Here is a 15683-nt window from a genome sequence, read left to right as displayed (position 1 = left end):
TAGATAGAAAATAAAATACCAAATAATAAAATTTAATCGGAGGAGTAAAATGGCAAGAGAAAAAAAATTCATTACCTGTGATGGTAATGCCGCTGCCGCTCACGTAGCATATATGTTTAGTGAGGTTTCTTGTATTTACCCAATCACCCCATCTTCGCCAATGGCTGAGAATGTTGATGAGTGGGCTGCACAAGGACGTAAAAATCTATTTGGAGAAACAGTACAATTAGTAGAAATGCAATCTGAAGCCGGTGCTGCAGGTGCTGTTCACGGTGCATTACAAGCTGGTGCATTAACAACTACTTATACTGCATCTCAGGGATTATTATTAATGATTCCTAACATGTATAAAATCGCTGGTGAATTATTGCCATGTGTATTTCATATTAGTGCCCGTGCTCTTGCTGCTCAGGCATTGAGTATTTTTGGAGATCATTCTGATGTATATTCTGCACGTCAGACAGGTTTCGCTATGTTGGCTTCAGGTTCGGTTCAGGAAGTAATGGATCTTTCTGCAGTATCTCACTTAACTGCAATTAAATCAAGAGTTCCTTTTATGAACTTCTTCGATGGATTCCGTACATCTCACGAAATTCAAAAAATTGAAGCTGTTGATATGGAAGACATGAGAGATCTTGTTGATCAAGAGGCTCTTCAGGCTTTCCGTGATCGTGCTTTAAATCCGGAATCTCCTGTAACAAGAGGTACTGCTCAGAATCCTGATGTTTACTTCCAGTCTCGCGAAGCTGCTAACCCATTTTACAATGCGGTTCCGGATATTGTAGCTGACTACATGAAGGAAATGACCAAAATTACAGGAAGAGAATACAAGCCTTTCATGTATTATGGTGCTGCTGATGCTGAAAATATCATTATTGCAATGGGTTCTGTAAACGAAACCATTAAAGAAGCGGTTGACTATAAAATGGCAAACGGCGAAAAAGTTGGTCTTGTTTGTGTTCATTTGTACCGTCCATTCTCAGCCAAACATTTCTTAAGCGTTATTCCAGAATCAGTAAAACGTATTTGTGTACTTGATCGTACTAAAGAAACCGGTGCTAACGGAGAACCATTGTATCTTGACGTAAGAGAAGTTTTCTACGGAAAAGAGAATGCTCCAATGGTGATTGGCGGACGTTATGGTTTAGGTTCAAAAGAGGTGACTCCATCTCAAATTGTTGCAGTTTACAAAAATCTTGCAATGAACGAACCTAAAAATCAATTCACTTTAGGTATTGTTGATGATGTGACTTTTACTTCACTTCCAATGTTACCAGAGGTTAAGATGAATTCAGAGTCTCTTTACGAAGCGAAATTTTATGGTTTGGGTTCTGATGGTACTGTAGGTGCCAACAAAAACTCGATTAAAATTATTGGTGGTTCAACTGATAAATATTGCCAGGCATACTTTGCTTACGATTCTAAAAAATCAGGTGGATTTACTGCTTCTCACCTTCGTTTTGGTGATGAACCAATCCGCTCAACATATCTGGTAACTACTCCTGACTTCGTTGCATGTCACGTTCCTGCTTATGTATATCTTTACGATGTGCTAAAAGGATTGAAAAAAGGTGGTTCTTTCTTATTGAACTCAATTTATGATGCAGAAGAGACTGTTAAGAATCTTCCAAATCACATGAAAAAGTACTTGGCTGAAAATGAGATTAAATTCTACATTATCAACGGTACAAAACTGGGCGAGGATCTTGGTCTTGGTAACCGTACCAATACCATTATGCAGGCTGCATTCTTCAAAATCACAAATGTGATTCCTTTCGAAAAGGCTGCCGAAGAAATGAAGAAAGCGATTGTTAAATCGTATGGTAACAAAGGTGAAAAAGTTGTAAATATGAACTTCTCAGCTGTTGATGCTGGTGGAGAAAATGTTGTTGAAGTTAAAGTTTCTGCTGATTGGAAAAACTTACCTGAAGAGAAAGAAGCTGCAACTACAAATAATCGCCCTAAGTTTATTGCTGAGGTTTGTGATCCAATGAATGCTCAAAAAGGTGATGATCTTCCGGTTTCTGCTTTCACAGGTCGTGAAGACGGAACTTTCCCTGCAGGTACAACTAAGTTTGAGAAGCGTGGTGTTGCTGTTCATGTTCCTGAATGGAAAGAAGAAACTTGTATCCAGTGTAACCAGTGTGCTTACGTTTGTCCTCATGCTGCAATTCGTCCGTTCATTCTAACTGAAGAGGAATTAGCTGCAGCTCCTGCCGGAACTGCCGTTAAGCCTGCAACAGGTAAAGAATTGAAAGGTTTACATTTCAGAATTCAAGTAGCTGTTGAAGATTGTACTGGTTGTGGTAACTGTGCTGATGTTTGTCCTGCTCCTAAAGCAAAAGCTTTGGAGATGAAGCCTTTAGAATCTCAAATGATTGAGAAAGACAGATGGCATTATATGGACGAAAAAGTAGGTTACAAAGATTTGCTGCCTAAAAATAACGTGAAAAATTCACAATTTGCTCAGCCGTTATTCGAGTTCTCAGGAGCTTGTGCTGGTTGTGGTGAAACTCCATACATCAAGTTAATTACACAATTGTTTGGTGAGAGAATGATGGTTGCAAATGCAACAGGTTGTTCTTCTATTTACGGTGGTTCTGCTCCTGCAACTCCATATTGTAAAAACAATAAGAGTGGTAAAGGTCCGGCTTGGGCTAACTCATTATTCGAAGACAATGCTGAGTTTGGTTTTGGTATGAACGAAGGTGTACGTAAAATGCGTAACCGTATCGCTCTTCGTATGGAAGTTGCAATGGATGCTGTAAATGCTGAAACAAAAGCGGCTTTTACTGAATGGTTAGAGAATAAAGATAACGGTGAGTTGTCAATAGAAGCTTCGGCTAAAGTTGAGTCTGCTCTTGCAAATGAAACTCATCCTGTTGCCAAAGAAGTTCTTGATCTTAAAAACTTCCTGATTAAGAAATCTCAATGGATTTTTGGTGGTGACGGTTGGGCTTATGATATCGGATTCGGTGGATTGGATCACGTATTGGCTTCAGGTGAAGATGTAAATGTATTGGTAATGGATACTGAGATTTACTCTAACACAGGTGGACAAGCTTCTAAAGCAACTCCAGTTGGTGCTGTTGCTAAATTTGCTGCTGCCGGTAAACGTATCAGAAAGAAAGACCTTGGTATGATAGCAATGTCTTACGGATATGTTTATGTAGCTCAGGTGGCTATGGGAGCAAATCAAGCTCAATACATGAAAGCTGTTAAAGAAGCTGAAGCTTATCCGGGACCTTCTTTGATTATTGCTTATTCTCCTTGTATCTCTCACGGATTGAAAGCATCTATGGGTAAATCACAAACAGAAGAGAAGAAAGCTGTTGAAGCAGGCTACTGGCATTTGTATCGTAACAATCCAGCCTTGGAAAATGAAGGTAAAAACCCATTTGTTCTTGACTCAAAAGAGCCTGTTTGGGAGAATTTCCAGAATTTCCTATTGGGTGAAGTTCGTTACACTTCATTACAGAAATCATTCCCAGAGCAAGCGAAAGAATTGTTTGTTGCTGCAGAAGAGAATGCTAAGTGGAGATATAAAACATATAAGCGTCAGGCTTCTTTGGATTATACTGAAGAGTAAGCATTATTCTGAATATATAGTGAAGGGGTTCCAGTTTGGAGCCCCTTTTTTTATGCGTGTTTAGGGATTGTGACCAATAGAAATATTTGCTTGATGCCTCTCTGCTTATTATGTTGTATAAAGAGAAGTGTAACATGATCAGACTATATTAGTACGTCCCAGCTGATATAATCTGTAGGTATTGAAATGAGAGGATAATTAGGAGACGGGATTTTTTTTAGTTGTATTATTTCTAATAAGACTCGCAAGTCCTTTATTTGTGGGCTTTAAATTGTTTTATATTGATTTTCAGATTATTAAATTTGATTTTTGGTTGAATATATCAAGTTCATTTATTAAATTTAGTAAGAACAGAAATTTAAAATCGAAAATAATATGGCAAATTTAAACGTTGAATTCATGGGATTGCAACTTAAAAATCCCATAATTGTTGGAGCATGCACCCTTTCGGCTACCGTAGAAGGAGCTCAGGAATTGGAAAGAGCGGGAGCCGCAGCAATTGTTTACAAATCTCTTTTCGAAGAGCAAATTCAAATGGAACGAGCGCAATTAGCCGACGAACTTGATGAGTACACAGATAGAAATGCAGAAATGACCTCCATTTTCCCTGCAATTGAGCATGCTGGTGCCAAGGCTCATATCATGAAGTTGTCTGATGTAAAGAAGGCAGTTAGTATTCCTGTAATTGCCAGTTTAAATTGTATTTACGATGTTACCTGGTTCGATTACGCCAAGCAATTGGAAGATGCCGGGGTGGATGCTTTGGAATTGAATTTTTACCAAATGCCGGGGACTGTAGATAAAACAGCCGCTCAATTGGAAGATGAGAAAGTGGAAATTGTTAAAACTCTTAAAAAGAGATTGTCAATTCCCTTTTGTATAAAGTTAAGTCCGTACTATACAAATACATTGAATTTTGTGAATCGTTTAGATCAGGCTGGAGCTTCTGCTTTTGTATTGTTTAATCGTTTATTTCAACCGGAAATTGATATTCATACAGAGCGTCATGTCACTAATTTTAATTTGAGTCATCAAGGGGATTATAAATTGGGATTACGTTATGTTGGTTTGTTATATAAAAAGATTGCCGGCGGGTTATGCGGGACAAATGGACTCTACACAGCAGAAGATGTTGTACAAATGCTGCTGAGTGGTGCCGGTGTTGTTCAGATGGTTAGTGCACTTTACAAGAATGATCCTTCATACATCGCACAGGTTCTTTCGGAACTGGAGCAGTGGATGGATAAAAAGGGATACAAAAGTATTGACGAATTCAGAGGTAAACTGTCCGATAATGAATTAAAAGCTTCTGATATTTATTACAGAGCACAATATTTGGATTTTATTCTTCATCCTGAAGAAATAATTAATAAGTATCCAATGAGATAAAGGTTTGATAATTTGATGAAACAGCCGATCAAAAGATCGGCTGTTTTTATGGAATAACCTTCCGTAAAAGAGTGTGTAAATGCGCTGCAAACGTTTGAAAAATAAAAGTCTAAATCATTTGGAAAAAGACAGTTAGATTGTCAGTCCTTTACTTCCTTTTTAAAAAAAAGAACACTACTTTTGTGTACAATTTTCAGGGCGTATTATTGAATAATGTCTTGAAAATTTATGTTTTTAAAGATTATAAGTTAATATATAATTGTTATTGAATGCTTTAATTTATTGCATGAAAATAACATTAAAACTAAAAAGCGATAATTATGAGTACTAAGTACGTTTATACTTTTGGTGACGGTAAGGCCGAAGGTAAAGCAGACATGAAGAATTTGCTTGGAGGTAAGGGTGCTAACCTTGCTGAAATGAACCTAATTGGTGTTCCTGTACCTGCAGGTTTCACTATCACTACTGAAGTTTGTACTGATTACAACAATCTTGGAAAAGATGCTGTTGTAGCAATGATTAAAGAACAAGTTGAAGCTGCTGTGAAAGATACAGAAGTTGCAATGAACGCTAAATTCGATGCTAAAGATGGTTCGTTTCCATTGTTGGTATCAGTTCGTTCTGGTGCTCGTGCTTCTATGCCAGGTATGATGAACACTGTTCTAAACCTTGGTATGAATGATGATACCGTGAAAATTGTTGCTGAAAAATCAGGTAACGAAAAATTTGCTTACGATTCATATCGTCGTTTCATTCACATGTACGGTGATGTAGTTATGGGTGTTGAGGCTGAAGAAGGTCATCACAACCCATTCGAAGTTGTTTTGGATGAGTTAAAAGCAGCTAAAGGATATAAAGTTGATACAGAATTAACTGTTGAAGACCTTAAAAATCTTGTTGAAGGTTACAAAGCAGTAGTTCGTGAGCACGCTGGTGTTGATTTCCCTACTAATCCTTGGGATCAGCTTTGGGGTTCTGTTTGTGCTGTATTCGATTCATGGAATACTGAAAGAGCTATTCTTTACCGTAAAATGGAAAATATTCCTTCTGAGTGGGGTACTGCTGTAAACGTACAGGCTATGGTATATGGTAACATGGGCGATACTTCTGCTACAGGAGTTTGTTTCTCTCGTGATGCTGCTACCGGTGAAGACCAATTCAACGGTGAGTATTTGATCAACGCACAAGGTGAAGATGTTGTGTCAGGTGTTCGTACTCCTCTTGAGATTACTAAAGTTGGTTCATTGCGTTGGGCTGAACGTAACGGTACTTCTGAAGAAGTTCGTCAAGCTGAATTCCTTTCTATGGAAGAAGCTATGCCTAAACTATATAACGAATTGAATACAATTCAACAAAAATTAGAAGATCATTATTCTGATATGCAGGATATGGAGTTCACCATTCAGGATGGTAAACTTTGGATGTTGCAAACCCGTAATGGTAAGCGTACTGGTGCAGCTATGGTAAAAATGGCTGTTGATATGTTAGCTCAAGGTATGATTGATGAGAAAACTGCAATTTTACGTCAGGAGCCTAACAAATTGGATGAATTACTTCACCCTGTATTTGAGCAATCAGCTATTGATGCTGCAAAAGAACTTTCTAAAGGTCTTCCAGCTTCTCCGGGTGCTGCTACTGGTCAAATCGTATTCTCTGCTGAAGTTGCTGAAGAGTGGGCTGCTGCAGGTAAAAAAGTAATCTTGGTACGTCGCGAAACTTCTCCTGAAGATTTGAAAGGTATGTACGCTGCGGAAGGTATTTTAACTGAACGTGGTGGTATGACTTCTCACGCTGCTGTAGTTGCACGTGGTATGGGTAAATGTTGTATTTCTTCTGCTGCTGGTGTTTTGGTAACAGGAAAATCAATGACTATCAATGGAGTTGATTTTAAAGAAGGTGATTTTATCTCATTGAACGGTACTACCGGTAAAGTTTACGAAGGTAAAGTTGCGACTATCACTCCTTCATTAGATGGTGATTTTGGTAAATTGATGGAAGTTGCAGAGAACAACACTCGTATGTACGTTCGTACTAACGCTGATACTCCTGCTGATGCTAAAGCTGCCCGTGAATTCGGAGCTAAAGGTATTGGTCTTTGTCGTACAGAGCATATGTTCTTCGAAGGCGATAAGATTTGGAAAATGCGTGAGATGATTCTTGCAGAAAATGTGGAAGGTCGTAAAGCTGCTTTAGCTAAGTTACTTCCTGTTCAACGTGAAGATTTCTCGGGAATTTTGGAAGCTATGGACGGTTTTGGTGTAACTATCCGTTTACTGGATCCACCATTGCACGAGTTTACTCCTAACGATGAGGATTCTCAAATTGAAATGGCTGAAAAATTAGGTGTCGATGTATCTATCGTGAAAGCAAAAGTTGAGTCTCTACATGAATTCAACCCAATGTTAGGTCACAGAGGTTGTCGTTTAGGTAACACTTATCCTGAAATCACTGAAATGCAGGCTCGTGCTATTATCGAAGCTGCTTGTGATTTGAAAGCTAAAGGAAAAGATCCTAAACCAGAGATCATGGTTCCATTAATCGGAACTTTGAAAGAATTCCAAATGCAGGAAGCTATCATCAGAGAAACTGCAGCTGCTGTTTTCGCTGAGAAAGGTGTTGAAGTTAATTTCTTAGTAGGTACTATGATTGAGATTCCTCGTGCGGCTCTTACTGCTGATGCAATTGCTGAGTATGCTGAATTCTTCTCTTTCGGAACAAATGACTTGACTCAAATGGGATTCGGTTATTCTCGTGATGATGCTGGTAAATTCTTACCAATCTATATTGAAAAAGGTATCCTTAAGCACGATCCTTTCCAAGTATTGGATCAGGAAGGTATCGGTCAATTAGTACGTATGGGTTGTGAAAAAGGAAAATCTACTCGTCCTGATATCAAATTAGGTATCTGTGGTGAGCACGGTGGTGAGCCATCTTCAGTTGAGTTCTGTAACTCAGTGGGTATGGATTACGTTTCTTGTTCTCCTTTCCGTGTACCTATTGCACGTTTAGCTGCAGCTCAAGCAAACTTGAAGCAAAACTAAGAGAATTCATTCTCAATATATAGAAAGGCTGTCCCTCGGGGCAGCCTTTCGTGTTTTATAATCAGGGGGTTCACTTTCAGGGCGGGCTTTTCGTTCCAACTCCTCGCTCAGGTTCTTATCTTTAGTTAATTTACCGGCATTCTTCTTTAGAATCACAATTTCACCTATTTGTCAATTTTAGCATCGCTGTGGGGTTTCCTCTTCAATCCCTAACCCAATTACCCATATCAGTAATTAGTCAAATATTATTTATGAATAACGAATACTACCACCATAGGAATGCATTATACTACCATAGGAATGTAATCTATCACCATATTAATATATTCTAACACCATATAATTGTAAGCTAAGAAACTATTACTGTAATATATTTCAGTATAAGTGTATTTTATTACCATAATAGGATAATTAATTACCGTTTAAGTCGAATAGTTATTACAAAATGTAAAATATAATCGATGCATTTAAGTATGACTTCGAATAAAACTACCCCTATCAACGAGAGCTGATCTTATCAGAAATGAAAAAGCAGGAAGTGAGCATATCTGCAATGGCTAAAAAACTTGGTTTAAGCCTAAACGGCATCTGCAACACCTTTAAAAAAACAAGTATTCAAATCGATCGATTGGTTCAGATTAGTGAGATTCTGCAGGTAATTCGCCTATTGGGTGGTAATAAAGAATAGGCTGCTATTTCCAACGAAAAGAAAAGCTTGCCTCAAATGAAGCAAGCTTTGTTGTTTATTGAAGTTAATGGTTTAATCTACTTTTGCAGCAATGGTAATATAACTAAGTAATTGAATGTTATTAATATCCGAGTAATCGTATTGAAACAAACCTTCCGTTCCGATAACAACCAGTACATTGCCCAAAGGAATAACATCATAAGGATTCATATCAGAGTATACTTTCACTAAATTGGAACCTAAATTTAAGGGATCCGAGGCATCGTAAATCTTCAATCCGGCAGTTCCATCGCAAACAAACAACATATCATCATCAATACCCAATCCGTACGGATTTTCCATACTGTATGATTTTAGCAATGTGGGAGCAGTGATGTCACTCAAGTCGACAACATCCAGCTGACTGGTATTTTGTCCGCAAAAATTTCCAGCACGAAGTGTGATGTATGCCAAATCATTGTGCACCACCACTGGGGCGCAACTCATAAAATGAGAATATTGAGAAACCAATTGGGGTGAAAATGGGTTTGTGATATCGAAAATATACATGCCATTTCTAGCTCCTATAAAGAGGTTTGATTCATGAACAAATAATGTTTCCATTCCCCATCCAACGTTTAATTGTCCATTTTTCGATATTTGATCCGGATTGGAGATGTCAAACAATCGAAGTGATGAGCTGGAGTCAAGCGTATAAAGGGTGTTCGAATTTATCATGAATTTAGCCATAGAGCCGGCTTTTCCCGTTCCACCACCAGTAGCTTTAACACCTGCAGAGTTTGATGCGTCTGAAAACATTACATCATCATAGTAAGGATAGTATTTAGGTTCCTCGTATTTTTCACTGATTCTTTTCACTTTCCAACCAACTACTACGCCTTTTTCAGGATCAATTTGCCCAATTCGGTAATTATTGTCGGTTGGTGGTAAAGAAAAAGGGAAAATATCGGCGAATCGTTTTTCTATTGAAATGGTATTGATATCACTGATGTTTATTGCAATTAAGTCGGTGTAAGAGTCAGCATACAAAACATCATCTTTTACTGCCATGTCGATGTTTCCGGGAATAGAGATAAATTTTGAGTTGATCGGTTTGGTTGGATCCGAATTATCGATAACATGAATTCCTTCGAATTTCTCATTTACTAAAATATAATCTTGATAGAAATAGATTTTTCCGGTAACCAACATTTCTTTGGCACTTTCTGTCTTAACAGCACTCTTAAACTCTTCAGTTGGCAGGTATACAGGTTCATTTATTGTGTATTCATGCTCTAATTTATCTTCGCAAGACCAAATTACTGTACATAGTAAAATAAGCACAGATAGGAAGGCGAAATGTTTTATAGTTTTCATGTGAATTTATTTAAAACCGATTTAATGGTTTGTTTTATTTCATGATGCAAATAGGTTCAGAGGGTTGCGTTCTTCTATTTCATTTTTATTGTTTTATTCAACGCAACCATTTCCGTGATGCATCATCAATAAGAAAAACAAAACCATGATTATGAAGACTCCTATCGTATTAATTAAGCCAATTTTAATAATGGCTCTCGTTATATTATCTGTTGCCGGCACAATGGCACAGAGAAATGTAGATGTAGTTACCTTAAAAAATGGTAACGTTCTGAAAGGGAAAATTGTCAGACAAGTTCCTGGTGAATTTATTGAACTGGAGACCAGAGATAAGAATTTTTGGAAGTTCGATATGGAAGATATTGCGGATATACGCTTTGAGGCTAAAAGAATGCAAAAAACGGCTAAGGATAGTCTTCCCATGAAGAATGAGGGAATGTTTTATGAAGTTCGCATGGGGGCACTGATTGGAAATAAAGATAATAAAAACAATGCTCCTTTTAGTATGTTACTATCGGGAAGTTATTTGCTTAAAAATGGGATTTCTCTGGGCGCAGGTGTTGGTTATGAGTCTTTTGATGAGGCGCAAATGCCTTTGTTCGGAGAGATTAAATATTATACCAGAATTAAAGGAATTAAATCCTTTTTGTTTTGTCAGTCGGGATACTCATTCGCGCTGGAAGATAAGGATGAGCAAAATTACTATTATGGGAATAATGATATTGATTCCAAAGGTGGCTGGTTGATTAACCCTGGAATTGGTTTTGTGTTAGGAAATAGCTCTAAAACTAATTTTACTTTAAATATTGGTTATCGATTTCAGAAAATGGAGCAAAAATGGCACAACACATATACAGACGATACGGAATATTTAAGAAATGAAATTAATCGACTTTCTATTCATGTTGGTATAATTTTCTAAAAAAGTCCTCTGGGTTAGAATTGTTTCGGAGATCATATTTACTTTCAAAAATAAAATCAGGATGAGTCCTGATTTTTTTTATTTAGTGCTATGTATGGTAAAATTTTTCTCTATATAAGCTTCTTATCTCCTCATTTTTGTAGAAATAGATAAAATTTAATCAGTTTCTTATATCTTTGCAATTCAAAATTAGTTTAAATAAGAAATTTGGCACGAATTGTAGCGATTGATTACGGAAGAAAACGGGTTGGGCTGGCTGTTACAGACCCATTTCAGATTATTGCAAATGGTTTGGATACTGTTGCAGCAAAAGATGTATTGACTTATTTGGAGAAATATTTTCAGACAGAAGAGGTTGAATGTATTGTTGTGGGCTATCCAAAACAAATGAATAATGAGGATAGTGAATCTGTAAAATATCTAAAGCCTTTTTTGGGGCAATTAAAAAAGAAGTTTCCCGAAATGCCAATCGAATTGGTAGATGAACGGTTTACCTCTAAAATTGCTTTTCAAACCATGATTGATGGTGGCTTAGGAAAAAAGGCAAGAAGAGATAAAGCAATGATTGATAAAGTGAGTGCTGCTATTATATTGCAGTCGTATATGGAAACCAAAAGGAATCTGTTTTAGGATTTATTTGGATTTAGATAATTAGAGAGAGAAAAGAATGATTTTACCGATTACCATTTACGGTCATCCTGTTTTAAGGAAGGTCGCTAAAGATATTGATAAGGATTATCCTGAATTACAGAAATTTATGGATGACATGTGGCAAACCATGTATTTTGCCGATGGAGTTGGATTAGCAGCTCCGCAAGTAGGACGGTCAATAAGAATGTTTGTGCTCGACTGTTCTTCTTTTGCCGAAGATGAACCTGAATTGGAAGGATTTAAGAAAATGTTCATTAATGCGAAAATTACTGAACGTACTGGAGAGGAATGGTCAATGTCTGAAGGATGTTTGAGTATTCCTGGCATAAACGAAGATGTTGTACGTCCCGAAACCATTAAAATTGAGTATTACGATGAGAATTGGGAATTTCATGAAGAGGAGTATTCGGGATATGCAGCCCGGGTTATTCAACATGAATACGATCACTTGGACGGCATCATGTTTACTGATCATTGTGCACCTTTAAAAAAGAGGCTCTTAAAAGGAAAGTTAACAGGTATATCGAAAGGAATTTTTAAAGCTAAATATCGATTTACACTCGCAAAATAATTTCAAAACCTTACCATTTCGGTAGGGTTTTTTTATTTGGAAACGGTTTGTTTATATTTTTAGGGAAATCCTGAAAATAGGTGTTGTGCTGCAGAATATCTATAATTTATTTAAACAAATACTAGAAACCTCCGTATTAGCAGATGTTGACAGATAAACTAACTTAAATCTCTGATGATGAAAAAATTATTACTACTACTTATTTTTCTTGTTCCATTTTTAGGTAAATCCCAGGATATTGAACAATTCTTATTGGCAGGAACAGAAGACGCATCTAAATTGACTGAAAATTATGTGAATCCGGTTGCTAAAGGTTTTATGTACGGATTAAATAATGGTTGGTATTCAACTGGTCGAACTCACAAGAAATTAGGCTTTGATATCACTTTTGTTGCCAATTTGGCAAAGGTTCCAGGAAAAGACGAAGTGTTTCAATTTGTTGCAAGTGATTACAATAATATTAGTCTAAAAAGTGGGGGGAATTCTGCTCAAATCCAAACTTTAATGGGAGGAAATAATAATGAAACTTTGCTTGCCAGAATTGAATCTGGTGGTGGAAGTTTTGATGTTGCTGAATTTAGTGTTCCCGATGGTATTGGCAGTGATTTACCCATGAATGCAGTTCCAACAGCAACATTGCAGGTAGGTATTGGAATTCCTGGAATTGATGCCGATTTAAAATTGAGATACCTTCCTAAAGTCGGATCATCTGACTTAGAAGTTGGAATGTTTGGTATTGGAATTCAGAAAAGCTTAACGAAAATCTTGAAAATTGATAAAACTCCGGTGGATGTTTCCGCATTGATCGCTTATACCAAGCTGACAGCGGAATATGATATTCAAGGAGATTCAGGTTTTGAAGGAAATGGTCAGTTGATGGAATTTACAACCAATGCCTATACAATTCAGGCAATTGCTTCGGTGAATTTAAAATTGATTGAGTTTTATGGTGCAGTTGGTTACAATACAGCAAAAATGGATGTAGACGTTAAGGGAACATATAAATTAGAATATACTGATGCGAATACAAACATTAGTGGCGATGCCGGTACTTTAGTCGATCCGGTTTCTGTTGATTTTAAGGCAAGCGGTGTAAGAGCAACTATTGGGACTCGATTAAATCTGGGTTTCTTTAAAATATTCGGGGATTATACTCTTCAAGAATACAATACGATTACTGCAGGAATTGCATTCAGTTTCAGATAATTTTTTTGAATGTATTGCAGCTTTCTGTTTATTAGATAAATAAGCCCTTGTTCCTGTGAAGTGAACAGGGGCATTTGTTTTTTAAGAAGATTAGTGCTAAATTCAATTAATCATAAATTGAATTATTAATGACTTTTAGAGAGTTGCTCCGTAAAAATCCTTTTCTTCGGCTTTTACTTCCATTGGTGTGTGGAATTGTTTTGTCTGATATTGTTGGTATCCCTCAAATTTTAATTTGGATTCTTGTTCTGTTTGGTCTTTTGGGAGTTCTTCTTTTTGCAGTAAGTGAGAAACTCCGTAAATCATATTCATTACGCAGTTTATTTGGTCTTTTTATATTTATTCTGTGTTTTGGTTTTGGAAATATCCGTTACAATGACATTCAGTCCCAAATGTATCTTCCCATTTCAAAATCTAAAATTATTTTAAAGGGTAGGGTGCTGGATACACCTGCAGAGAAGGGCAGGAGCTTTGCTTTTGTATTGGATGTTCAGAGTATTAAAGTTTCAGATAAGTGGCAAAATGTGTCAGGTAAAACAATGATTTACCTTCAAAAGAACACGGAAGCCAGAGAACTTGGAATAGGAGATCTGCTTGTACTGAAAACTGAATTTCAAAGAGTAAAAAACGCTGGTAATCCGCATGAATTTGATTATGCGTCTTATCTAAAAACTCAACACATCTTGTATTCTGCCTACGCCGACTCTTTATCATGGAAACAGATAGGAAATGCTTCTGATTTTTCAATTAAAGTGATGGCTTCAAAGTGGAGGGATCATTTATTATCGATTTACCGAAAAAATGGAATACAAAATGAAAGTTTTGACATCCTGGCAGCCTTAACGCTGGGATACAAAACCGGAATGGATCCGGAAATAAAAAGAACTTGGGCTGATGCCGGTGCCATGCATGTTCTGGCGGTTTCCGGCTTACATGTTGGGATTATTTATATGATCATGAATTATTTGATTCGATTTTTAGCTCGTTTCAAATACGGACGTCATTTGCAGGGTATTCTTCTTTTACTAACGCTTTGGGCTTATGCACTTTTGACTGGAATGTCCCCATCCGTAATGAGATCAGCAACCATGTTTAGTTTTATTGTGATTGGAAAAGCGCTTAAAAGAGACGGAAGTATTTATAATTCCTTAGCTATATCGGCATTTTTTCTGTTATTAATTGATCCTTTTTTACTGTTTACAGTGGGTTTTCAGTTCTCCTATCTGGCAGTTGCAAGTATTGTGTTTTTTCAACCTCAGTTCGATAAACTTCTTTATATAGGAAATCCAATTTTGAAAAAGTTATGGCAGCTTACAACGGTTTCGTTGGCTGCACAAATAGGAACATTTCCCTTGGCTATTTATTACTTCCATCAGTTTCCATCTTACTTTTTACTTTCCGGATATGTCGTAATAACTATGGCAGGGATACTTATTTATCTCTCTGCATTATTGCTTATTCTGTCGCCAATTGGAATTCTTTCCGAAGGTTTAGGGTGGATACTGCGAAATCTTGTTGAAGGAATGAATTTTCTGATTGTAAAAATTCAGGCTTTGCCAGGTTCGGTTATTAGAGAATTGTCCTTAAGTCAATATCAATTGCTGTTTATTTATTTTCTTCTTTTTTCATTGATTGCGCTTCTTTCCTTTAAACGAAAAAAAGCTGTTTATGCATTTGTAGTAATTTTAATTGGCATTCAATTACCAATTACAATTCGAATTTTTCAGGTTCCTAAAAAGGAAATGCTGGTTTTTAATTCCAAAGGGCATAGTGTTATTGGTTTTGTTGAGGGAAGCAAAGGATTGTTCTTGGTTGATGGGAAAATGTCATCAGAAATAAGTGATAGAATAATTCAACCTTTTGTTCTGAAGGAAAATATTAATAAAATAAGCTTTGATACATTAAGAGCTATCGATATTAAGTTGATGGGTAAAGATGTTGTTGCTATAATCGGAAAAAGGGATGATGATTTGGAGAAAATATTAAAATTAATTCAGCCAGACTATATTATTTTGCGTTTGGGAGGTTTGCAATCTAAAAAAATGATAACAAAAGAATTTCCAAATTGTAAAATGATACTTGATGCTTCAATTTATAGCGGCGACCGGAAAAAATATCTTTCAAAGGAAAATGAGGGTGAAACGAATCTTTTTGATGTACAGAATAATGGAGCTTATTTTTGTGTTTTGTCAACTGTGAATTAACTTTCATCATTGAAAGAAAAGCTTTCGGATTCTCTCTTTGATTTCATAAAGTCTTTTGGTAATTTA

The 15683-nt window shown here is 36.7% G+C and carries 10 protein-coding genes; 9 read left to right on the top strand and 1 reads right to left on the bottom strand.

What is annotated here, in order from left to right:
• Positions 1-49 precede the first annotated feature (49 nt).
• The 4 genes from nifJ to BZG01_RS21535 all read left to right on the top strand — a co-directional run bounded on the left by nifJ (position 50) and on the right by BZG01_RS21535 (position 8707).
• Positions 50-3589 (top strand): pyruvate:ferredoxin (flavodoxin) oxidoreductase, encoded by a 3540-nt coding sequence (gene nifJ / locus BZG01_RS05510; RefSeq protein ID WP_101308827.1) that lies wholly within the window; start codon positions 50-52, stop codon positions 3587-3589.
• Positions 3590-3964: 375 nt separating this feature from the next.
• On the top strand, positions 3965-4978 hold the full coding sequence (locus BZG01_RS05505; RefSeq protein ID WP_101308826.1) for a dihydroorotate dehydrogenase-like protein: 1014 nt from the start codon (positions 3965-3967) through the stop codon (positions 4976-4978).
• A 320-nt stretch (positions 4979-5298) separates the two neighbouring features.
• Positions 5299-8019 (top strand): pyruvate, phosphate dikinase, encoded by a 2721-nt coding sequence (gene ppdK / locus BZG01_RS05500; protein ID WP_101308825.1) that lies wholly within the window; start codon positions 5299-5301, stop codon positions 8017-8019.
• A 523-nt stretch (positions 8020-8542) separates the two neighbouring features.
• The gene (locus BZG01_RS21535; RefSeq protein WP_180327232.1) at positions 8543-8707 is read left to right on the top strand and encodes a hypothetical protein; all 165 of its coding nucleotides are present in this window, start codon (positions 8543-8545) and stop codon (positions 8705-8707) included.
• A 72-nt stretch (positions 8708-8779) separates the two neighbouring features.
• On the opposite strand, the gene BZG01_RS05495 is transcribed toward BZG01_RS21535, so the two are convergent.
• On the bottom strand, positions 8780-10063 hold the full coding sequence (locus BZG01_RS05495; RefSeq protein WP_101308824.1) for an LVIVD repeat-containing protein: 1284 nt from the start codon (positions 10061-10063) through the stop codon (positions 8780-8782).
• A 151-nt stretch (positions 10064-10214) separates the two neighbouring features.
• Here BZG01_RS05495 and BZG01_RS05490 point away from each other — a divergent pair, with 151 nt between their 5' ends.
• The 5 genes from BZG01_RS05490 to BZG01_RS05470 all read left to right on the top strand — a co-directional run bounded on the left by BZG01_RS05490 (position 10215) and on the right by BZG01_RS05470 (position 15617).
• Entirely contained in the window at positions 10215-10985 is a 771-nt protein-coding gene (locus tag BZG01_RS05490) for a hypothetical protein (RefSeq protein ID WP_143470843.1), read from the top strand.
• Positions 10986-11192: 207 nt separating this feature from the next.
• Positions 11193-11615, top strand: a complete 423-nt coding sequence (gene ruvX / locus BZG01_RS05485; protein WP_101308822.1) for a Holliday junction resolvase RuvX — start codon at positions 11193-11195, stop codon at positions 11613-11615.
• Between the two features lie 37 nt (positions 11616-11652).
• The gene (gene def, locus BZG01_RS05480; protein WP_101308821.1) at positions 11653-12207 is read left to right on the top strand and encodes a peptide deformylase; all 555 of its coding nucleotides are present in this window, start codon (positions 11653-11655) and stop codon (positions 12205-12207) included.
• 177 nt (positions 12208-12384) lie between these two features.
• On the top strand, positions 12385-13413 hold the full coding sequence (locus tag BZG01_RS05475; protein WP_143470842.1) for a DUF6588 family protein: 1029 nt from the start codon (positions 12385-12387) through the stop codon (positions 13411-13413).
• 128 nt (positions 13414-13541) lie between these two features.
• Positions 13542-15617: a ComEC/Rec2 family competence protein gene (locus tag BZG01_RS05470; protein ID WP_101308819.1), complete on the top strand. Its 2076-nt coding sequence runs from the start codon at positions 13542-13544 to the stop codon at positions 15615-15617.
• Positions 15618-15683 lie beyond the last annotated feature (66 nt).

Origin of the sequence: Labilibaculum manganireducens, assembly GCF_002843385.1 — a bacterium.
GTDB classification, from domain to species: Bacteria; Bacteroidota; Bacteroidia; order Bacteroidales; family Marinifilaceae; genus Labilibaculum; species Labilibaculum manganireducens.
Note: the sequence above shows the minus strand (reverse complement) of the source record. Positions and strands in the feature narration are given on the sequence as shown.

Excerpts from the sequence above, each read along its gene's own strand:
- nifJ (WP_101308827.1), top strand. The coding sequence starts at position 50 with ATGGCAAGAGAAAAAAAATTCATTACCTGTGATGGTAATGCCGCTGCC.
- BZG01_RS05505 (WP_101308826.1), top strand. The coding sequence starts at position 3,965 with ATGGCAAATTTAAACGTTGAATTCATGGGATTGCAACTTAAAAATCCC.
- ppdK (WP_101308825.1), top strand. The coding sequence starts at position 5,299 with ATGAGTACTAAGTACGTTTATACTTTTGGTGACGGTAAGGCCGAAGGT.
- BZG01_RS21535 (WP_180327232.1), top strand. The coding sequence starts at position 8,543 with ATGAAAAAGCAGGAAGTGAGCATATCTGCAATGGCTAAAAAACTTGGT.
- BZG01_RS05495 (WP_101308824.1), bottom strand. The coding sequence starts at position 10,063 with ATGAAAACTATAAAACATTTCGCCTTCCTATCTGTGCTTATTTTACTA.
- BZG01_RS05490 (WP_143470843.1), top strand. The coding sequence starts at position 10,215 with ATGAAGACTCCTATCGTATTAATTAAGCCAATTTTAATAATGGCTCTC.
- def (WP_101308821.1), top strand. The coding sequence starts at position 11,653 with ATGATTTTACCGATTACCATTTACGGTCATCCTGTTTTAAGGAAGGTC.
- BZG01_RS05475 (WP_143470842.1), top strand. The coding sequence starts at position 12,385 with ATGAAAAAATTATTACTACTACTTATTTTTCTTGTTCCATTTTTAGGT.
- BZG01_RS05470 (WP_101308819.1), top strand. The coding sequence starts at position 13,542 with ATGACTTTTAGAGAGTTGCTCCGTAAAAATCCTTTTCTTCGGCTTTTA.